Genomic DNA, 18,009 nt, shown 5'->3' with positions numbered 1-18,009 from the left:
GCTGTTCACGCTGCTGTTGTTCGCCCTGTAGCCGTTGCAACCCTTGCATCCGGCCCACTATTGAGGCGCCGAGCCGCGCCCCCAGCGGCTCTCCGTTTGGTGTTGTCGACATCGTTGTCGTCTCCTGCGGTTACTGTTCCGTGGCTGTGGGGGTTAATTGCAGGCTGCCGATCACTGCCAGCATCTGCTGTTTTTGTGTTTCACCCAGCCCTTGTGCGCTGCTGACGGTGAAGGAGAGCAACACGTTCTGCTCAATCAGCATGACGACCAGTTGGTCAATTTGCCCTTCGCTGCTGATCCAGTGGTAATCGAGCAGGGTAGCGTTTTTTTCCGCGACCACCAGGCTACGCCGTTCATGTTGCTGGTACTCCGGCAGGTTGTCGGCGTATTGCTGGCAAACGCTGTCGATAAATTCCGCTTGGTCGGCGCCAAATGGCAAGGGCTGGCGGGTGATCACCAGGTTGAGGCCGCTGTTGTCGGGGGAGGAGAACGCGTTGAGTGTTTCGTCCTGCCAGCCTTCCGGTAGCGCAATCACGCCTTCATTTAATTGATATAACATGCTAATCCCCTAGTTAATAAATACACTCTTGCCATTAATGGTGATGCCGCTTTCGCTCAGTTGGATCACCGAATCGCCAATGTTGATGATGATGCAGTCCGGTTTGAGCACAATTTGGCTTTTGCCCACTCCGAGTGCGATGCCCTGGTCGGCAACAAATACCTGATGGCCGGAGCTGGCTTCGCCTTGGCTGGCGGCAACGGCAACGTGCAGGCTGTCGGCGCTGATGGTTTTTGCTTTGGCGATCTGTTCGCTGAGTGCGCCGCTGGCGACCACTTTGCTGTCGTTGCCTTTTTGCACTTCGATCTGGCGGTTGCCTTCGGTCAGGGTGGTGTGTTGGTGGCCGATGATGGTCTCGGTGTGGTTGTTGTTGACCGTGGTTGTCCGATCATGCAGTACCTGGGTGGTCATGTCGCGCTGGGCGTGCAGGAATAGCCCTTCCATGCCTTTGGCGTCTTCAAAACGCAGTTCGTTGTAGCCTTCGCCTTTGTGGGTTTTGCTGCGAAACGCCATCTGGGTTTTTGCCATTGGCAATGGCAGTGAGGCGCGGTTCACCGCGTGATAGGTGCGCCCGGTGACGATCGGTTGATCCGGGTCGCCATGCAGGAAGTCGACCACCACTTCTTGGCCGACACGCGGGATGGCGATCATGCCCCAGCCTTGTCCTGCCCACGGCTGGCTGACGCGGATCCAGCATGAGCTGTGGTCGTCGCTGTTGCCGTAGCGATCCCACGGGAATTGTACCCGCACGCGGCCGTGTTCATCGCAGAAGATCTCTTCGTTACCAGGGCCGACCACTTTGGCGATTTGTGGGCCATCCATCAGCGGTTTTGGCAGTGGGCTAGGGCGCCAGGTCTGGGTGCGCGGGATAAACTGGAACTCGCTGGTGAGGTGGGTGCCTTTGTCGCCCGCTTCCTGCTCCATCGCTTGTGGCTGTTGGCCGCTGTGGCGGGTGGCGATCAGTTGCCAGGCGCAGTTCAGGTCGGCGCGCGGGTGCTGGCTCAGCGTCAGGCGGATGCCGGGTTGCAGGCGGAAGTCGTTGCTGGTGCCGTGGCCGAGGCTGGCATCATTGCGCAGGGCATCAAGCCGGTAGCGGGTGAAGTCTTTGCCGTGCTGCTCATCTTTGAAGCGACCCGGGAAATCAAAGTGTTCGTAACTGGTACGCTGGTAGATTTGGCCGCTGGCCTGTTGGGTGAATGTTGCATCCCAGCGTGGGTTTTTGAAGGTGTAATCCTTCATTTGTACCACGGCGGGGCGCACTTGGGCGCTGCGGATAAAGCTGTTGACGCACAGCTCTTGCGCTTGTGCCGCGACGTTCGGGTTGTAGGGCAGGCTGGCTTTTTTCGGGATGATGCCGTTGTCATCGGCAAACACCACGGTGTGGCGGCCTTGGTTAAATTCAAAGTAGTAGAAGATGCCCTCTTCGGCGGCCAGGCGCTGGATAAATTCAAGGTCAGTCTCTTGATACTGGACGCAGAATTCGCGTGCCGGGTGCGGGTGGCGCAGGCCAAAGGCAAAATCAACGATTTGTGCTTCACGCAGCAGTTTGCTGATGATCTGTTCGATGGTTTCAAGCTGGAAGATACGTGAGTTACGGCGCAAGCCCAAGCGCCACAGGCTGGGGCGCACTTCCATGCGGTAACGGGTTTGGTGGAAGCCGGTGTCGCCCTGTTCAAAGCGGGTGACGATGCCGGAAACGGTGCGTTGTAGCACGCCGTCACGCCACACCGAGAGTTTGGCACCGCGATCGAGCACGGCATCAAAATCAATCGCCGGATCAGCGCTGGCGAGGTTAAGTTCCAGTTCAAACAGCGAGGAGTAGTGTTCGTTAAGGGTAAAGTCGACTACGGCGAAGGTGCCAGCCGGTTGGCCGCCGGCGCTGAGGGTAAATTGCAATCCACTGGGTTGAGTACTCATGTTCACATTCCCTGATCTCGCGTTGATTACGTGCGTAAATGGCTTAGTTTTAGTGGTTCTGATTACTGCGAGTTATTCTCGATACAGAAACAGCTAAAAAGCATAGCTTGGACGATAGGTTGATAACTGTTTTCGGATTAAATCACGCAATTACATGGAAAGAAAGTGGTTTTATTACCCTATTTTAATACAGGGTGTCTGGCTGTTACAGAGCAATCATCGGTGTTAGCAGAGATGCAGACTACCTGCCACTGGGACAAAATCAGCCAAGGTTGAGCGCTGGCTAATTACCTTCTTGGAACTCGGGTCTTGGTCGTCGTTATGACAGCGCCCAATGGCTGAACGGCATCTTGCTTGACTTTATGTGTAGCCTGCATAAGATGCGTCGTCAGCACAATTCGGAGTCTGCATGATAATGCTTACCTCATTACAATTGTTCAAAATTTTATCAGATGCGACGCGACTGAACACCACATTACTGTTACTGAAATCGGGTGAATTGTGTGTGTGTGAACTGTGCAGTAGTCTGAAAGAGTCGCAGCCAAAGATTTCTCGTCATCTGTCAATGCTGAGAGAATCTGGGCTTTTGTTAGATCGCCGTGACGGCAAGTGGATCTACTATCGGCTCTCTCCACATCTGCCGGCATGGGTATTCGGTGTGTTAGAGCAAGCTTACCTTGCTCAAGGCGATCAGCGCGTTTTGCTACAGGCAGGCAAGCAGACTGAAAAGGACTGCTGCTGATCGAAAAAATTTGCTTATTCATATATGTTTTTCCATATATGATTACCAGTCGATTAATCAACCAATATTTTATTACGGCAACCACCGTTGTCTTATGGGGGCATCATGTTATTGGCAGGAGCGATTTTTATTCTGACTATCGTACTGGTCATTTGGCAACCGCGCGGGTTGGGTATTGGCTGGAGTGCCACATTTGGGGCGATACTGGCACTGTTTGCTGGTGTGGTGCAGCTAAGCGATATTCCCGTGGTTTGGCAGATCGTCTGGAATGCGACAGCAACCTTTATTGCAGTGATTATTATCAGCTTATTACTGGATGAGTCCGGTTTCTTTGAATGGGCTGCACTGCATGTCGCGCGCTGGGGTAATGGGCGTGGGCGTCTACTATTCAGCTATATCATCTTGCTGGGAGCAGCCGTTTCTGCGCTGTTTGCCAACGATGGTGCGGCACTGATCCTGACACCGATTGTCATTGCCATGCTGCTGGCATTAGGATTTAGCCGTGGTGCTACCTTAGCATTTGTTATGGCGGCCGGATTTATTGCCGATACCGCTAGCCTGCCACTGATCGTGTCGAATTTGGTCAACATAGTCTCAGCAGATTTTTTCAACCTCGGCTTCAGTGAATATGCCGCTGTTATGGTACCGGTTAACTTTGCTGCGATTGCGGCGACACTGGTGATGCTGCATCTGTTTTTCCGCAAAGAAATACCTCAGACTTATGATTTGTCGTTACTGAAAGCGCCAAAACAGGCGATCCGTGATCTGAATACCTTCAGAACAGGGTGGTTGGTATTACTGCTGCTGTTGGTCGGTTTCTTTGCCTTGGAACCGTTAGGGGTTCCTGTCAGCTTGGTTGCTGCGTTAGGTGCGGCTATTCTGTTGGCGGTAGCCAAACATGGCCATGCGATCAACACCGGAAAAGTACTGCGCGGAGCACCTTGGCAAATTGTGATCTTCTCACTCGGTATGTATCTGGTGGTGTATGGTCTGCGTAACGCCGGTCTCACCGATTATCTTTCTATGGTGCTGAATCAATTAGGTGAACAGGGATTATGGTTGGCAACATTGGGCACTGGCTTTCTGACGGCATTTCTCTCCTCCATCATGAACAACATGCCGACAGTGTTGGTTGGCGCACTCTCGATTGATGGCAGTTCAGTCACCGGAACCATCAAGCAGGCAATGATCTATGCCAACGTTATTGGCAGCGATCTGGGGCCTAAAATTACGCCGATTGGCAGTTTAGCGACGCTGTTATGGCTACATGTGTTAGCACAAAAAAATATGACCATCACCTGGGGATATTATTTCCGGGTAGGTATTGTCATGACGTTGCCAGTGTTGTTGGTGACACTGCTGGCATTAGCGCTAAGACTATCTATTTCCTGGTAACCATTCTTCAACCATCTCGCCAGCGGCAGCCGCTTGCTGGCTTTTCAATCTGAGAGATCACAGTCATGAGCAAGGTCACTATTTATCACAATCCAGCCTGTGGAACATCCCGTAACACCTTGGCACTTATTCGCAATAGTGGTACCGAACCGACGGTAATTCTCTATTTAGAGACACCGCCCAGTCGTGAGCAACTGGTGAAACTGCTTGCTGATATGGCGATCACACCACGGGCACTATTACGCAAGAATGTTGATCCTTATCAAGAATTAGGGTTAGAGGACACGCATTTTAGTGATCAACAACTGATCGACTTTATGCTGCAATATCCCATCTTGATCAATCGCCCGATCGTTGTCACGCCACTGGGCACTAAATTATGCCGTCCTTCTGAAGTGGTGCTCGAGATTTTGCCAGATGCGCAACGTGCCGCTTTTAGCAAGGAGGATGGTGAGCAAGTGGTTGATGCACAAGGTAACCGAGTGATAAAAGGGCAGTAGCAAAGTGCAGGGCGAAAATACGTGGCTGTACTTTCGCCCTTTTGGGTGAGATCAGTAACCCAAAAACAGGCGTGGAAGCGCTAAGCTGATTTGTGGCACAAAAGTAATTAACATCAATGCCGACACTAACACGGCATAGAATGGTAATAATGGCTTGATGACTTTATCAATTTTCACCTTGCCGACCGAGCAGCCGATAAACAGCGCACTGCCTACAGGCGGGGTACAAATACCGATACAGAGGTTGAAGGTCATCATCACACCGAAATGGACTGGATCCATGCCCAAATCTTGGGCAATCGGCAGGAAAATCGGGGTGAAAATCAGTAGCGCTGGTGTCATATCCATAAAGATACCGACAATCAGCAGGGTCAGGTTGATAATCAGCAGCACGATGATCGGGTTTTCGGAAATCGCCAACAAAGCATCGCTGATCAGATAGGGAATATCTGCATTTGCCATTGCCCAGGACATGCTCATCGACGCACCGATCAACAGCAGCACAATCGAAGTGGTGACAACAGACTCCAGAATAATCGCCGGTAACTGTTTCAGACTCACCTCACGGTAAATCAGCACGGCAAGGATCAGGGTATAAATGACTGCAATTGCTGATGCTTCAGTCGCAGTGAAAATGCCACCGATAATGCCGCCCATGATGATGATGATCAATCCCAGACTCGGCAACGCATCGAACAGTTTCTTCAATACTTCGGCGCGCGAAGGTTTTGGTGCTAGTGGATAGCCGCGTTTTTTAGCAATCACACCGGCGACCAGCATCAAGCTCAACCCCATGATAATGCCAGGCAGATAACCGGCCAGAAACAGCGCGCCAATTGATGTTCCGCCAGAGATCAGCGAGTAAACAATAAATGTGTTGCTGGGAGGGATCAGTAACCCAGTTGGGCAGGAGGTGATGTTAACGGCAGCAGAATAGGCTGGATCATAGCCTTCTTTCTTTTGCAATGGGGACATGGTGCCGCCAACTGCCGCTGCTGAGGCCACCGCAGAGCCAGAAATAGCACCGAACATCATATTGGCGATAATATTGACATGGGCCAAGGAGCCAGGCAGGCGACCACCCAGTACTTTAGCCAGTTCAATCAGTCGGATCGCAATGCCACCCTGATTCATGATATTGCCAGCCAATATAAAGAAGGGGATAGCCAGCAGAGTGAAACTATCCAGACCCGAGGCCATTTTTTGCGAGATCACTGCAATAGCAGCATCAAACGGCAGCGACATCAGCACGCTCAGTAGCGAAGACAGTCCGATCGCAAATGAGATAGGAACACCGAGCGCCAACAGGAAAAAGAAACTACCAAACAGCACAATCAGAATTTGCCATTCCACGGTGATATCCCTTATTTAGTTAATATGTGTTTTTGTTTCAGTGGGCGAAATCAACTGTTGGCGTTTAACAATTAATTCGAACAGGTCGCGCAGAATGTAGATCATCATCAATAGGCCGCTTAACGGCACGGCAGCGTAGACCAGCCCCATCTCAATGCCCAGCGCTGGTGAGATCTGGCCAGTGGCCAATGTTTTCAGCATTAACTTGCTACCGCCGTAGATCATGATCACGCAGGCAAAACAGAGGCTAAGCAAGCTAATCAATATATTCAGGTTGCTGAGTTGCAGCGGTTTTTTTTCCAGTTTCATTGCCAGCAGGTCGATTGCCAAGTGACGTTTCTGCCCCATGGTATAGGCGGCCCCCATTAAGCCAACCCAGATAAACAGAAAGCGCGCGATCTCATCGGTCGAGGTGCTTGGATTGTTTAGCACATAGCGCGAAAACACCTGCCATGAGACGCAGAGTACCAACACACTGCTCAATGAGATGCAGCACCACGACAACACGCTATTCATGATGGTGATGAGTCTGTTCATCAGAACCTCCAGAGCAGCAACTCATTGGCTACTCTTGTAAAAATAAATACAAAATCAAGGTGTCCGCGATTTAACCACAAAGTAATGCTTCATCTTGTGATCAAGCTCACAACTAAATTGGTCCGGCCAATCCAGTTAACCAAAGTGTGATATTGGTCAACCTGTGCGGTTTTTTTGATTGAAAATGGTGCAATTGTGCGTCACATTGCCGGCGTAACCTGTTCTTTTTAAGCAAGCAGCTCAATCTGGTTAACCAAGTGCCACGGCTGACTGACCGACAATAAATGTACGGAGGCTCCAATGGGGTTGAACAAAAAGCTATTAGCCATTTGTACGCTGGCTAGCACACTCACTTTTCCTGCTTTTGCAGTCACAACACTTAAACTCAGCCATAACCAAGACCGTGATCATCCGGTACACAAGTCGATGCAATACATGGCGGATAAGGCGAAAGAGTACTCAAACGGTGAGATCCGGGTGCGGATCTATCCTAATGGTCAACTCGGCACCCAACGTGAATCGATGGAGCTGCTGCAGAATGGTGCGCTACAGCTGGCTAAATCGAATGCCAGTGAGCTGGAAGCATTTGAGCCGGCCTATGGTGCCTTCAATATTCCTTATCTGTTTATCGATCGCGATCACTACTACCGTGCGATGCAGGCTGATGTGGGCGAGAAAATTTTGCTGGCGTCAGAAAAGAAGGGCTTTATTGGTTTGACCTATTACGATGCCGGCGCACGAAGTTTCTATGCCAATAAAGAGATCCGTACTCCAACTGATCTTAAAGGATTAAAAATCAGGGTTCAGCCAAGCCCAACTGCGGTCGAAATGGTGAAGATGATGGGCGGAGCGCCAACTCCGCTGGCTTATGGTGAGCTATATACCGCGCTGCAACAGGGGGTTGTCGATGGTGCCGAGAATAATGAAACCGCATTGACCACAGCACGTCATGGTGAAGTGGCAAAAATTTTCAGCTTAGATGAACACACCATGATCCCGGATGTGTTAGTGATCAGCACCAAAACTTGGCAGCAACTTAAGCCACAAGATCAACAGGCGCTGAAAAAGGCGGCTTTAGAGTCAATGGAATTTCACAAAAAGCTATGGACAGAGATGACTCAGCGTTCGATCGAACAAGCTAAATCGGCAATGGGTGTTCGATTTGTTCGTGTTGATAAGCAAGCATTTATCAATGCGGTTAAACCGATGCATGATGCAGCGCTGAATAACCCGGTGATTGCCAACTATGTACGCAGTATTGATCTGTTGGCGAACAGCAAATAACAACTGATGACGATATGATGATGGGTAGCCTATTCGCTGCTCATCATCGCCTTGCCTGCCGAATTTAGGGGATCACCATGCTGGAACGCTCACACTTGGCAGAGAATGCTATCAATTGCCTACATGATGAGCAGTATGATCTGCCATTTAATCTGCAAAACCTGAACCATCGTAATATGCTGTTTATCGGCGGACGCCAGCGGGAGTCACTGAATGGTGACTGGAACTTTGCTGTCGACCTGTTGGATACCGGTTTGCGTCAGCGTTGGTATCAGATGCAGCCAACTCCGGCCGAACAGCGCACTGAGCCTTGGGATTATGATCCCTATGTCGGTGAAACCATTCCGGTTCCTTCCTGTTGGCAGATGCAGAAAAAGGAGTGGTACTTTTTTGAGGGCAGTGCTTGGTATACCCGCGCATGGGAATACCAGCCCAACAGTGCCGATGAACGGGTTTTTTTGCGTATTGGTGCAGCACAGTATGACTGCAAAGTATTTATTAACGGTGAATTTATCGGTAATCACTACGGCGGTTCGACACCACTGTTTGCCGAATTTACCGGCAAGTTGCGTATTGGCCGCAACTGGATCATGTGCTGTGTCAATAACAGCCGCACGCTGGATCGTGTGCCGATGCGTAATACTGACTGGTTCAACTATGGCGGTATTTATCGTGATATTGAGATTGTGCGCACGCCCGGTGCGTTGATCCGTGATCTACACCTCTACCTGGTTCCTAATCGGCAATATAATCAAATCCATATTGATGTTGAAACCGAGGGTGAAGTTGACAGTGATCACCCGCAGGTTGTGGTGAGCATTGCTGAACTCAACCTCAGATGCACGATTATGCTGACAGCGGGCAAAGGGTCGATTGAGATCAACGCTGAACCTGAATTGTGGTCTCCTGAACGGCCGAAACTTTACACCGTAGTTGCAGAGTTTGCACAAGATCGCGTCACCGATCGGGTCGGTTTTCGCCAAATTGAGGTCAACGGTACAGAAATCTTGTTAAATGGTACCAGCATCTTCTTGCGTGGGATCAGCGTACATGAGGATGACGTAGCGCTGGGTAAAGTGGTGACAATGGATGATCTTAAACGCCGTTTTCACCATGCTAAACAGTTAAACTGCAACTATCTACGCTTCGCTCACTATACCCACCATGAGTGGGCTACTCAGTTGGCTGATGAGTTGGGGCTATTGATCTGGGCCGAGATCCCGGTTTACTGGGCGATTGATTTCCAGAATCCTGCCACTTATCGTGACGCAGAAAACCAACTGATCGAGATGATTAAGCGCGATCGCAACCGCGCCAGCGTTATCATCTGGTCGGTCGGTAATGAGAATGCCGACACCGATGCACGCCTGGGTTTCATGGCCGAGCTGGTTAACACCGCCCGTCGCTATGATCCTTGCCGGTTGGTTTCGGCTGCCTGTTTGGTTAACCATGCGCAAAATCGGATCGAAGATCGTTTGGCTGAACACCTTGATCTGATAGGTATTAATGAGTATTACGGCTGGTATGAAGAGAATTTTGATGATTTGCTGGCGCTCGGTGAGAACTCAAATCCGTCAAAACCGGTCGTGATTTCAGAAACCGGTGCTGATGGTTTTATTGGCGAAGGCGCTCCGACCAGCGGCTTGTTCAGTGAATCTTATATGAGTGAAGTTTATCGCAAGCAGATCGACTACTTGGCCAAAATGGATTACATAAAAGGCATCTCGCCTTGGATCTTATATGAGTTTCGGGTGGAACGGCGACAGAATGTTTTTCAACGCGGCTGGAATCGCAAGGGATTAATTGCAAATGATAAGGTCACCAAAAAGCAGGCTTTTCACCTACTGGCTGAGTTTTATGCCAAGTTGAAATCGCGCTCATCGTATCACGAGTAGCAGAGGCTGGACCGAGCGCATCACGTTAAGCTGGGATTGAGCGACAGTCAACGGGCATTTTGTGGTTAATATGCGACACTATGGCAATTTGGACAGATAATAATCTGTTATTTTGTCATAGGATAGGCTAACACACTATTTGACGAACTATCAGCGCTCACTTACCCTAACCGCTGACAAGAAAGAACACTGGCGAGAACATCCATGAACAGCGCAATGTCGCAACCGAAAAGATTGTACCAACAGATCGCTTGTTCACTGCAACAGCGTATTTTAAAAGGCGAATTCAAGCTAGGTGACCGTTTACCCCCAGAGCGGGACATTGCAGAAGAGATGAGAGTAAGCCGCTCAGTGGTGCGTGAGGCGATCATCATGCTAGAGATCCGGGGGCTGGTGGAAGTACGCAAAGGATCAGGTGTCTATCTGATTGGTATTCCCCATCAAGAGAGCCAAACGGCTCACACTGCCACACCGCGTGCCAGCTCAGATATCGGGCCATTTGAGTTGCTGCAAGCGCGCCAGGTCGTTGAAAGTGAAATAGCTGCGGTGGCCGCCAGACACATTACCAAAAGTGATATTCAGCGTCTGCGTGATGCGCTCAATACCGAAAGACAGCGTCTTGAATCTGGCGCGGGTGATTATGACAGCGATGAGCTGTTTCATCTGATCATTGCCGAAGCATCACAGAACAGCATTCTGGCTGATATCGCTAACGATCTCTGGTTACGGCGTCACCAAAGTTCTATGTGGCGCCAGCTACACTCGCGCATCACGAATCAGGATTATCGCCAAGCCTGGTTGCTGGATCACGAGCGTATTTTGGTTGCGCTGCAAAAACGTTCACCCGAAGCGGCGCGCAAAGCGATGTGGGAGCATTTAGAGAATGTGAAACAGGTGCTGTTTAAACTGTCAGATGTTGATGATCCGAAATTTGATGGCTACCTTTTCCCTTGAATCTCACCCTTTGATTTAAAAAATCACCAACTTCTCACACGCAGCCTGGTCAGGCTGCCTCGGCGACAGCGAGTTTTGAGCGCATTTGCAGCCGCTGGCGCAGCGATGAAAGCACCACATAGCCACAGCACATAAGCCATTAGAATTGCACTAATGCGGTTTTAGTGATTTTTAATTTTGTTTAAATAGATTATTATTGTTCAAAATGTGTTTTTGTTGGTTTTTTTTGCTAAAAATAGCTTGGTGAGTATGTTGAAAATTTGGCACAAGTTGCGTGATCGCTGGTGGGGACAGCCGTTGCTGATGAGCCTTTTTCTGGTTGAGGTGGCAGGCTGGCTTTCGCCACGGATTATGCTGCCGGATGGCAAACTCTACTTGATCTATATGCCGTTAGCCCTCTGTTTTTCGTTGCTGATGGCGTATGGTGAACGTGCTTTACTCGGGATCACGCTAGCCATTTTTATCCGTTATGCCAGCCGCGCCAGCTTAGAACCTAGCATCATTGTTACACTGGTTTACCTGTTCTGTTTAAGCCTTTGCTGGTGGGGTTATCGCTGGCAGCACCGTAGCCGACGTTATCTGTGCTTCACGGAATTGAAGTTGAGCAAACAGCGGCTTATCTGGTTGATCCTTGTGCCGCCACTATTATTTATCATGAGCTTACAGGTGGTGATCTCGCTGCATCTGCTGCCTGATGAACTGGGAATGCTCTCTCAGCGTGGCAATTGGTTACATGCAATGATTAATTCCCAGGCGATATTAATGGCCTGCCTCTCTTCCAGCCAACTGTTCTATCTATTGTTGCGCATCATTAAAAAACCCCGCTTTGCGCAGGTGTTATGGCGGCGTATCAAGGGAGAAATGGCGCCTTCAGTAACCAAAACTGAGCTACAGCTCTGGCTGCTGTTATTGACGGGTTTACTCGTGGTGCTGGTTTATCCTTCGGCGCTGACATATCGCCAGCAGGTTCCTGACTACAGTTTGACGCTACTGCTACCGCTGATGCTGTACAGCGGGATACGTTTTGGCTACCAGTTTAATTGCATCGTTTGGGCGATCAGCCTGCTGGTGCTGTTCTTAAACTATCCCGGCTATGTACAGTGGGATAATTTACTTCACAGCTTGATGATGATCTCGTCCATCATGCTGGTATTTAGCCTCAGCATTTTATTGACCTCTGCGGTACACACGCGGCAGCGCATGGATTACGCCAAAGGGCAGGCGGCTTCACTGAATGATCCGGTGATTGGCTTGCCCAATTTGCGCGCCTTGAAACGTGATTTAGTCAAAGTTCCACGTTCGACACTCTGCTTTTTGCGCATTACCGAGCTGGATTTACTCAGCCGTAACTATGGAATGCAGCTACGTATCCGTTTCAAACAGGAACTGGCGACAAAGTTACGGCAGGTATTGGAACAGGATGAAGGGGTTTACCATCTGCCGGGCTATGATCTGGTGTTGCGCTTGAATGGGTTTAACAAGCAGGCCAGAGTGAAAAAAGTCCAGCAGGTGTTGGAGGATTTTCGCTTGGTCTGTGATGGGTTACCGATCCATCCGGCAGTGGGTGTCGGTTATTGTGGGGTTTATTCTGATATTAGCCATTTACACTTGCTACTGAGTGAGCTAAGCGCACTGGCGGAGGTCTCATTGAATACCGGGCGACCAGAGGGTGCGCTAAGAGATCACCAGGTGGTGCAAGATGAGATGAAACGCAAAGTCAGATTATTGCACTTGATCCAGCATGCGCTAGACAGCAATAGCGTTGTGCTGATGGCTCAGCCGATCCTCGGTACACGTGGTGACAGTTACTATGAGATCCACCCGTTGCTGCTGGATGATGATGGTAAATCAGTGCCGGAGGCTGAGTTTTTGCCCATTGCACACGAGTTTGGTTTGGCTTATCAGCTTGATAGCTGGGTGTTGGAGCAGACACTGAAATTTGTTGCCAGCCAGCGAGAGACGATGCCCAGTGTTCGTTTTGCGCTAAATTTATCCCCCTCTTCATTGTGCCGCTCCAGCCTATCGCAGGATATACAGCGAGCATTGCGTCGCCACCATATCGAGCCGTATCAACTGATCCTGGAGGTAACTGAATCACATCTGGTTCCTGATGTGAAACAGGTGAGAAACTCACTGCGTGAATTACATCAGGCAGGCTGCCATATTAGCCTGGATAATTTTGGCACAGGCTATGCTAGCTATCAGCGCCTCAAGCAACTTCCGGAGGTTAATACATTAAAAATTGATGCGCAGTTTGTGCAAGCCATGTTAACCAGTCGACTGGATTATCAGATCGTTGCTTCCATTTGTAAGGTGGCACTGATGCGTCGACTCGCTATTGTGGCACAAGGGGTGGATTCAGCAGAGTTACGTGAAATAGTGAAAAATCTCGGTATTGATTATATGCAGGGCAGCTTTATTGGCAAACCACAGCCACTGGCGACACTCTCCGCTCAGGCCAGCAAGAAGAGGGGAAGGTAGAGGCGACCACGGGCTGGCAGTCTCAGCACGCTTCGGCGATCTGTAATTGCCAGCCGACCACCTGCTGCCAGTAAGCTTGTTCGCGTTCAATATCTCGCTGCACCAGGCTATTTTTCGCCAGATAGCCGGGTGGAAAATAGAGTGTCCAGTGGTGGTGATCGGTGCTGAGGCGCAAGGTTTCGACAGCAGTGGTCGCTTGGCGTTGATTATTCAGTAACACACTGAGGCGCAGTAGCTGGATCAGTGGCAAATAGTGTTTTTTCTTAAACAGATTAAAGCTGGGCAACTCGTCAGGTTTGATGCTTTTGCGGTGAAAACGAACCAACGTCGCCAGCAGCAGTTGCTGCTCTTGACTGAAGCCAGGCAGATTACTGTGCTGTAAAATGTAGGCTGAGTGGCGCTGAATGCCGCTGTGATTGATGGTTAACCCGACCTCATGCAGCATCGCGGCCCAGTTTAGCAGAGCCTCGAGTTGTGGTTGGGCCAGTTGCTCATTCTGCTGTTGCCATTGGCGATAAAGCCGTTGGGCGGTTGTTAGCACCCGTTTTGCCTGTTCACGATCAATATTGTAGTGTTCAGCCAGGCTGGAAGCCGTGCGCATCCGAATGTCTTGATGACGGAAACGGTGCTCCATTTCGTACAACACCCCTTCACGCAGCGCACCATCGCAAAAACGCAGTTCGCGCAATGCAAGCGCATCGAAGATGCCGGATAAAATCGCCAATGCAGAAACAAACACCGGCTGACGCTCTTCGGTCAGGCCAGGCAGTTGCAGTGAGTCGATATGACTAAATTGCAGCACCTTTTCACGCAGTAACTCAAGGCGGGCAGGGGTGATCAAGCCATCTTTTTCGCCGATTGCAATAAGAACCTCTTGCGTTGCTTTGATACTGCCTGACGCACCTAGTGCATATTGCCAACCCTGAATCCGGTATTGCCAGGCGAGAGATTCCAACTTCTGTGCTGCAGCCACACGAGCACGGGTAAAGTGGGTGGCATTAATCTCCCCATTGGGGAAAAATTGCTGTGCAAAACTGACACACCCCATGCGCCGACTCTCTGCCAGTAGCGGCTGAAAATTTTCACCAATCACCAATTCGGTAGAGCCACCGCCGATATCGATCACTAATTTGCGACCTTTCTCTGGCTGGGTATGAGCAACGCCCATAAAGATCAGCCGGGCCTCTTCTTGACCTGAAATAATCTCAATTGGATAGGGGAGCACCGCTGCGGCGCGGGTGAGAAAGGTTTCGACATTGATCGCCTGCCGCAAGGTGTGTGTGCCGACAATCGCAACATTATCAGCTGGGAAACCCTGTAACCGCTCGGCAAACAGTGCCAGACAGGCTAAACCGCGTTCGATAGCCTCTTCACTGAGACGATTTTCGTGGTCGAGACCATCAGCCAGGTGAACGCGCTGTTTTAGACGCCCGATCACCTGTAAAGCGCCATTGACGATACGTGCTATCACCATATGAAAGCTGTTTGAGCCGAGATCAATAGCTGCGATCTCTGAAGCTGTATTACCGCTGCTATTACGCATAACACTGCTGGTTAGTGGCATGGTGAGTAACCTAATATCCTGATTGTTCGAATGCGGTTAGGTAATCGTAGATTGCTGTTTGGGCACGCACTTTGCGGCGATTACCACGCGGTACATACTGGTTACTCAAAGATCGATCAAGATAGCGTGCCTTAACCGTATCGCTAAATAAAATTTCAATTATATCAATAACACGTTGTTTCAGCGTTGGATCAAGCAGTGCTACCGCCACTTCGATACGGTAGTCGATGTTACGTGTCATCCAGTCAGCGGACGAAAGATAAACACGTTTATCACCACTGTTTTCAAAAATATAGACCCGATCGTGTTCCAGATAACGGTCGACAATGCTGATCACCTGAATGTTATTTGCCATGCCAGGCAGATCCGGAATTAGCGCACACATACCACGGATCAGCAGACGTATTTTTACCCCAGCAGATGCCGCATCATAGAGACGCTCTATAAGATCATTGTCAACCAGGTTATTGATTTTAAGTGTGATGCTGGCTTTTTTCCCTTCAGTCGCATTGTTAATCTCACTATCAATCAGCCGGTAAAGCATCTGTCGCGAGTTTTGCGGTGACACCATCAGGTAGTCAAAACTGACTGGCCGATAGGGATTCTCGATAAAATTAAATACCCGACGTACTTCGTTGGTGATCCGTGCATCAGCGGTTAACAGAGAGTAATCGGTATAGGTTCGAGCAGTTTTTTCATTGAAATTACCGGTGCCAATATGGGCATAACGCACAATTTCATCGCCTTCACGACGTGAAATCAAAAACAGTTTGGCATGAATTTTTAGCCCGGGAGCCGAGAAGATCACGTGGACACCGGCTTCGGTTAGCCGTTTTGCCCAACCGATATTGGCTTCTTCATCAAAGCGAGCCTGTAGTTCCACCACCACGGTGACTTTTTTGCCGTTGTGGGCAGCATGGATCATCGATTCGATAATTCGTGAATTCTTCGCCACCCGATAGATGTTGATCTTGATTGCCAACACACAGGGATCAAACGAGGCTTGACGCAAAAACTCCAGCACATGCTCAAAGGTGTAGTAGGGGTAGTAAAGCAGAACATCCTGTTGTCGGATGGCATCAAAGCCATTGCGAAACTTATCAAACCAGAGATGGCGTAGACACGGCAGTGGTCGATTAAGCAGGGTTGCTTTGCCAACATTAGGGAAGTTTATGAAGTCATTAAAGTTATGATAACGTCCGCCAGCAATTACTGAGTCATAACTGGAAATCCCCAATTTATTCAACAATAACTCGACCATCTCATTCGGCATATTGCGTTGGTAGACAAAACGCACTGGTGCAGCGGTAAGGCGCTGTTTCAAACTGGAGGACATCAACTCTAGCAGGCTGGATTCCATCTCGGTGACCAGATCATACTCGGCATCGCGGGTCATTTTCATTGAATAGGCGTGCAAGCGGTCGTAATCAAAAAAGCCCTTGAAAATGTCATCCAAGCAATAACGCAAGATATTATCAACTAATATCATTGGCTTGCGTCTTCTAGGTGTCTCTGGTGGCAGATTAACAAAGCGCGGCACTTTATCTGAAGGGATCTCCAGCAAAGCGTAATTGATCTGATCAGCACGAATGATCTCCACTGCCAGATAGGTGTAATCATCTTTCAGAAACTGCACCAGATTGGTGTCGTGATTGATTAAGATCGGGGTGACATGCGGGCGAAGATATTGTTTAAAGTACTGCCGCAACCACATTTGCTGACTTTCTGATATCTGCCGCTCATTGATCAGAAAAATCTGGTTGCGTGCCATTTCCAGCAGCAACTCGTTATACAGCGAGTCAAACTCTTGATCTGCTTTCAAAACCTTAGTCTGAATTTTTTTCAGCAAATGACGGGAAGCCCCCACAGCTCCTTGCTCTTCGCTGATCAAAATACGTCGCTTCAGTTCGGCGAAACGCACTTTATAAAACTCATCAAGGTTGCTGGAATAGATGCCAAGAAAGCGCATTCGTTCGATCAACGGGTTACTTTTGTCAGCAGCTTCCTGCAGCACGCGCTCGTTAAAGGATAACCAGCTCAATTCTTTATCGATATAGCGTTTTTCCTGACTCATCACCACTCCAGCACAAGATGATTCTGTTTGCTATTCAAAACGACAAAACTACGCCACAACAGGCAGTGATCGATAGCCTGCTGTGGGGCTAACTCTACTAGCAGCTGTTAGGCTTTATTCTGTTTCACTGCGGGTGATTGAGAAGCCGGTGCTTTATTTTCAAATGGAGCCGATGCCTGCTGCGCCACGGTGATCTTGGGCTGTTCGCTGTTCGGCTGCATCGGTTGTGATTGACCAATAAATGTGCCGCCTTTTTCAATCGAGATCTCATCGGCATAAATATCGCCGCGAATACTGCCTTTCGGTTGGATCGACACCGATTCTGTGTAGCAACTGCCTTCTAGCACGCCATTGACAACAATCTGTTGAGCGCGCACTTCACCTTTGACGTAACCGCTGTTTTCAATGCGCACGATGTGCATTGAGATGATATTGCCTTCAACTTGTCCTTCAACAACGATGTTGCCATCCGCTTTAATCACTCCCGTGAAGGAAGTTCCGTTGGAAATGAAGGTATCTTTTTTGGCGCGAACCGGCTTGTTCGCATCAACGGTTTCAGTAGGCTGGTTTAGCTGAGGCTCGGCGGGAAGTTGCACCTGAGGCTCACGTTGCTCGACGTTTTCCGTTGGTTTTGACTCATTAGCAACTTTTTTCTGTTTGTTAAATGACAGCATTTTATTCACTCTGGTTATTTTGTATATGAAAAGGAGACTAGCCAGTATTGCAAGGACAAGTGCGACTGGTAACGCACGTT

General features: G+C 49.5%; 14 protein-coding genes. 7 read left to right on the top strand and 7 right to left on the bottom strand.

The features are described from left to right. Window positions 1-130: 130 nt before the first annotated feature. Entirely contained in the window at window positions 131-559 is a 429-nt protein-coding gene (locus EOJ37_RS11705) for a DcrB-related protein (protein WP_127960095.1), read from the bottom strand. A 9-nt stretch (window positions 560-568) separates the two neighbouring features. Beyond that, on the bottom strand, window positions 569-2,476 hold the full coding sequence (locus EOJ37_RS11700; protein WP_127960094.1) for a type VI secretion system Vgr family protein: 1,908 nt from the start codon (window positions 2,474-2,476) through the stop codon (window positions 569-571). Window positions 2,477-2,885: 409 nt separating this feature from the next. Between EOJ37_RS11700 and EOJ37_RS11695 the strand changes: the two genes are divergently transcribed. The 3 genes from EOJ37_RS11695 to arsC all read left to right on the top strand — a co-directional run bounded on the left by EOJ37_RS11695 (window position 2,886) and on the right by arsC (window position 5,113). Then, window positions 2,886-3,218, top strand: coding sequence for a metalloregulator ArsR/SmtB family transcription factor (locus EOJ37_RS11695; protein WP_127960093.1), 333 nt, complete (start codon window positions 2,886-2,888; stop codon window positions 3,216-3,218). A gap of 105 nt (window positions 3,219-3,323) precedes the next feature. Further along, window positions 3,324-4,613: an arsenic transporter gene (locus EOJ37_RS11690; RefSeq protein WP_127960092.1), complete on the top strand. Its 1,290-nt coding sequence runs from the start codon at window positions 3,324-3,326 to the stop codon at window positions 4,611-4,613. A 65-nt stretch (window positions 4,614-4,678) separates the two neighbouring features. Further along, complete coding sequence (gene arsC / locus EOJ37_RS11685; RefSeq protein ID WP_127960091.1) at window positions 4,679-5,113, top strand: glutaredoxin-dependent arsenate reductase; 435 nt, start codon at window positions 4,679-4,681, stop codon at window positions 5,111-5,113. A 51-nt stretch (window positions 5,114-5,164) separates the two neighbouring features. Here arsC and EOJ37_RS11680 read toward each other — a convergent pair whose 3' ends face one another. Next, window positions 5,165-6,466, bottom strand: a complete 1,302-nt coding sequence (locus EOJ37_RS11680; protein WP_127960090.1) for a TRAP transporter large permease — start codon at window positions 6,464-6,466, stop codon at window positions 5,165-5,167. 15 nt (window positions 6,467-6,481) lie between these two features. After that, window positions 6,482-7,003, bottom strand: a complete 522-nt coding sequence (locus tag EOJ37_RS11675; RefSeq protein WP_127960089.1) for a TRAP transporter small permease — start codon at window positions 7,001-7,003, stop codon at window positions 6,482-6,484. A gap of 300 nt (window positions 7,004-7,303) precedes the next feature. Between EOJ37_RS11675 and EOJ37_RS11670 the strand changes: the two genes are divergently transcribed. The 4 genes from EOJ37_RS11670 (at window position 7,304) to EOJ37_RS11655 (ending at window position 13,617) form a co-directional block, all read left to right on the top strand. Beyond that, a complete protein-coding gene (locus tag EOJ37_RS11670; RefSeq protein ID WP_127960088.1) occupies window positions 7,304-8,287 on the top strand; it encodes a TRAP transporter substrate-binding protein in 984 nt (327 codons plus the stop codon). Window positions 8,288-8,364: 77 nt separating this feature from the next. Further along, the gene (locus tag EOJ37_RS11665; protein WP_127960087.1) at window positions 8,365-10,182 is read left to right on the top strand and encodes a glycoside hydrolase family 2 protein; all 1,818 of its coding nucleotides are present in this window, start codon (window positions 8,365-8,367) and stop codon (window positions 10,180-10,182) included. Window positions 10,183-10,386: 204 nt separating this feature from the next. Beyond that, window positions 10,387-11,136 carry an FCD domain-containing protein gene (locus EOJ37_RS11660; protein ID WP_127960086.1) on the top strand — a complete coding sequence of 250 codons (750 nt, stop codon included), beginning with the start codon at window positions 10,387-10,389 and terminating at the stop codon, window positions 11,134-11,136. 249 nt (window positions 11,137-11,385) lie between these two features. Continuing rightward, window positions 11,386-13,617, top strand: a complete 2,232-nt coding sequence (locus EOJ37_RS11655) for a sensor domain-containing phosphodiesterase (protein WP_127960085.1) — start codon at window positions 11,386-11,388, stop codon at window positions 13,615-13,617. Between the two features lie 22 nt (window positions 13,618-13,639). Here EOJ37_RS11655 and ppx read toward each other — a convergent pair whose 3' ends face one another. From ppx to EOJ37_RS11640, 3 genes are all read right to left on the bottom strand, one after another. Further along, complete coding sequence (gene ppx, locus EOJ37_RS11650) at window positions 13,640-15,181, bottom strand: exopolyphosphatase (protein WP_127960084.1); 1,542 nt, start codon at window positions 15,179-15,181, stop codon at window positions 13,640-13,642. Window positions 15,182-15,191: 10 nt separating this feature from the next. After that, entirely contained in the window at window positions 15,192-17,255 is a 2,064-nt protein-coding gene (gene ppk1, locus EOJ37_RS11645) for a polyphosphate kinase 1 (protein ID WP_127960083.1), read from the bottom strand. Between the two features lie 107 nt (window positions 17,256-17,362). Next, window positions 17,363-17,929, bottom strand: coding sequence for a bactofilin family protein (locus tag EOJ37_RS11640; protein WP_162473694.1), 567 nt, complete (start codon window positions 17,927-17,929; stop codon window positions 17,363-17,365). Window positions 17,930-18,009: the final 80 nt, after the last annotated feature.

Source organism: Serratia microhaemolytica (assembly GCF_004011885.1).
GTDB lineage: Bacteria > Pseudomonadota > Gammaproteobacteria > Enterobacterales > Enterobacteriaceae > Serratia_G > Serratia_G microhaemolytica.
Note: the sequence above shows the minus strand (reverse complement) of the source record. Positions and strands in the feature narration are given on the sequence as shown.